At 57.4% G+C, this 3,482-nt stretch carries 4 protein-coding genes; all 4 read left to right on the top strand.

Translation table 11 applies throughout. The features are described 5' to 3' along the window. Positions 1–1,257, top strand: a 1,257-nt coding sequence (locus lacNas_RS03220; protein ID WP_201346584.1) for an ATP-binding cassette domain-containing protein, incomplete at its 5' end; no start/stop codon positions are given. 95 nt (positions 1,258–1,352) lie between these two features. Beyond that, a complete protein-coding gene (locus lacNas_RS03215; RefSeq protein ID WP_201331132.1) occupies positions 1,353–1,895 on the top strand; it encodes an HdeD family acid-resistance protein in 543 nt (180 codons plus the stop codon). Between the two features lie 112 nt (positions 1,896–2,007). After that, positions 2,008–2,811: a M55 family metallopeptidase gene (locus lacNas_RS03210; protein WP_201331131.1), complete on the top strand. Its 804-nt coding sequence runs from the start codon at positions 2,008–2,010 to the stop codon at positions 2,809–2,811. An 8-nt stretch (positions 2,812–2,819) separates the two neighbouring features. Further along, positions 2,820–3,482 (top strand): P1 family peptidase (locus tag lacNas_RS03205; protein ID WP_201346583.1); only part of this gene is annotated, 663 nt, incomplete at its 3' end.

The raw sequence follows: 3,482 nt of genomic DNA, 5'->3' as shown, positions 1-3,482 counted from the left end.
AACTCCTTGATCGTCGTTGAGCACGACGATGAAACCATGCGGGCAGCCGACTATCTGATCGACATGGGACCAGGAGCCGGCAGCCTGGGCGGGGAAGTCATGGCCGCCGGGACGCCGGAAGAAGTGATGGCCAATCCGAAGTCTTTAACCGGCCAGTACCTGCGCGGGGAAAAGTTCATTCCCGTGCCTTTGAAGCGCCGCAAGGGCAATGGCAAAAAGCTGCGCCTGACCGGGGCAGCGGAAAACAACCTGAAGAACATCAGCGTTGATTTCCCACTTGGGGAATTTGTCGTCGTGACCGGGGTGTCCGGTTCGGGCAAGTCGACCCTGGTCAACCAGATCCTGAAGCGGGCCCTGGCACAGAAGATCAACCGCAACTCGGCCAAACCAGGCAAACACGACAAGCTGACTGGCTGGAAGAACATCGAAAAAGTGATCGATATCGACCAGAGTCCGATCGGCCGGACGCCGCGCAGCAACCCGGCCACCTACACCAGCGTCTTTGACGATATCCGGACCCTGTTTGCCCAGACCAACGAAGCCAAAATGCGCGGCTACACCAAGGCCCGCTTCTCCTTCAACGTCAAGGGCGGGCGCTGCGAGACCTGCCACGGCGACGGGATCCTCAAGATCGAGATGAACTTCCTGCCGGACGTCTACGTTCCCTGCGAAGTCTGCCACGGCCAGCGCTACAATTCCGAAACCCTGGAAGTAACCTACCGGGAAAAGAACATTGCCCAGGTTTTGGACATGACCATCAGCGAAGCCTGCGACTTCTTCGTCAACATCCCGAAGATTCACCGCAAGCTGCAGACCATTGTCGACGTGGGCCTGGGCTATGTCAAGCTGGGCCAGCCGGCCACGACCCTGTCGGGCGGGGAAGCCCAGCGGATGAAGCTGGCCAGCGAACTGCAGAAATTGTCGACGGGCAAGAACTTCTATATCCTGGACGAACCGACGACCGGTTTGCACACCGACGACATCAAGCGCCTGCTGGAAGTCCTGCAGCGGCTGGTTGACCAGGGCAACACGGTCTTGATCATCGAGCACAACCTGGACGTGATCAAGACGGCCGACTGGCTGATCGATCTGGGACCAAACGGCGGCGAGCGGGGCGGCCAGGTGGTCTGCACGGGGACGCCAGAAGAAATCGCGGCCTGTGAAGAATCCTGGACCGGCAAGTACCTCAAGCCGGTTTTGGACCGGGACCGGGCGCTGACTGAAAAGGCCCTTGCAAATAACGAAAAAGAATCCTAATCGCCTCTAAAACTTTTTAGCAAAATATTGTAAAATGAAAGCGGAAGCCAAAGTAATTATCGGATTTTTTGCATCTGTGTGAAAGGATGATTATTATGTTTGATTCCGGCTTTAACGAAAAACGCGGCTTTGACTGGGGCGTGTTTATCGCGGGGGTTGTCTCCGTTATTTTGAGCATTTTTCTCTTTGCCAATCCTGGCAAGGGGCTGCGGGGCCTGGTCATTATTTTGGCCGTTCTGTCGATCATGCAGGGGATCGCTTGGATCTCCATGTATGCCGGCTTCCGGGGGATCTTCGGTCCGTCCTGGACCACTCTTTTATCGGGGATCTTCGACATTCTGATTGGTATCTTCTTCTTGTGGAACAATCAGATCGGGGCATACACGATCGCCTTCGTGGTGGCCTTGTGGTTTATCATCGACTCCTTGATCGGGGTCATCTTTGCCTGGCACCTGCGTTTCTTTGAAACCGGCTGGTATTTCTTCTTCAACCTGCTCTTGAACATCTTGGGCCTGGTTGTGGGGGTAATGCTGCTGCTGAGACCGGTCATCGCGGGGATGAGCACGATCTATCTGATCGCGATCTACCTGCTGATCTTCGGGATCAACGAAATCGCCCTGGCCTTTATGCACCGTTAAGCATTAAAAACTGCTGATACTTAACAGATTGTTTAAGTGTCGGCAGTTTTTTTGATGGTAAAATATTAACAAGCAGAAAAAGCGAAAAGAACTAGCAAGGGGGCATGCTAAGATGGAGAAAAAGATCTATATTTCCTGCGACATGGAAGGCTGCGCCGGCGTGACCAGCTGGGAGCAGACTCACTACGGGCAGAAGGGCTACGAGCAGGCCCTTGCCGAAATGACCCGGGAAACCGTGGCCGCGGTCGAGGCCTGCCAGGCAGCCGGCTATGCCGTGACCGTCAAAGACGGGCATGAAGACGGGATCAACTTGGATCCGGCACTGTTGCCGGCAGCTACTGAACTGATTCAGGGCTGGGATTCCTCGCCGGAAGAAATGATGGCCGGGATCTCGGCTGATTATGCCGGGGCAATCCAGATTGGCTGCCACTCCCCGGCCGGCTCCAGTGAAACGCCGCTGGACCATACGGTCGAGCATGGCTGGTATTCCTGGGTCAAGCTGAACGGCGAGCTGGCCTCCGAATTTGCTTTCAACAGCCTCTGCGCGGCCCAGTACGGAGTGCCGTCCCTGTTTATGTCCGGGGATGCCGGCATCTGCCGGCGGGCAGAAGAGTTCTGTCCCGGCATCGTGACCTGCGCGACCAAACGGGGCGTGGGCAGCGCGACCGTCAACAAGAGCCCCCAGGAAGTGGCCAGCGCCATCAAGACCGGCATCAAGCAGGCCCTGGCTGCTCCCGGCCCGCTGCCGCTTTTAAAAGACGAATATCTGCTGGAATTCTGTTTCTCCTCAGCCGGCCGGGCCCGGGCCGCGTCCTTTTATCCAGGGGCTGAGAGAAGCGGGGAGCGGATCGTCCGCTACCGGGCCAAAAGCATCAAGGAGCTCTTGACCGCGAAAATGTTCATGACGGAAATCTGAGGTGGAAAATGGGCTTGAAAGGAGAACTGTTTTTGCCCCGGGCCTATCAGCCAGCCAGCAAGAACAATCTGACCGACGTGCCGGGGGTTAAAGTGGGGCAGGTGACGCTGCGCACCGGCGGGATCAACACTGGCGTCACGGCCATCATTCCCGGGGAAAACATTTTTAAGGAAAAAATGCTGGCCAGCGGCCAGGTCATCAACGGCTTCGGCAAGACGACCGGCCTGGTCCAGGTCAACGAGCTGGGCAGCCTGGAAACGCCGATTCTGATGACGAATACCCTGGCGGTTGGCAGCTGCTGGACGGCGCTGACCAGGTACATGCTGGCCAGCAATCCCGAAATCGGCCTGACGACCGGCACGGTCAACCCGGTCGTGATGGAATGCAACGACGGCGACTTAAACGACATCCGCGCCCTGGCCGTCAGTGAAGATGCTGCCCTGGAAGCCTTGAAGCTGGCTGAAAGCGGCCCCGAATTGGCTGAGGGCAATGTTGGGGCCGGGACGGGGATGCGCTGCTTGGGCTTTAAGGGCGGCATTGGCTCTTCCTCCAGGCTCGTGGCCTTTCAAGGGCAAAACTACCATGTCGGCAGCCTGGTCTGCGCCAACTTTGGTGCTTTCGGCAAGCTGCGGGCTGGCGGGCGGCTGCTGGGGCTGGAACTGAAAGATGCC

This window comes from Lactobacillus nasalidis (assembly GCF_016587775.1).
Classification (GTDB): domain Bacteria; phylum Bacillota; class Bacilli; order Lactobacillales; family Lactobacillaceae; genus Lactobacillus; species Lactobacillus nasalidis.
This window is presented reverse-complemented; position numbering and strand designations above follow the sequence as displayed.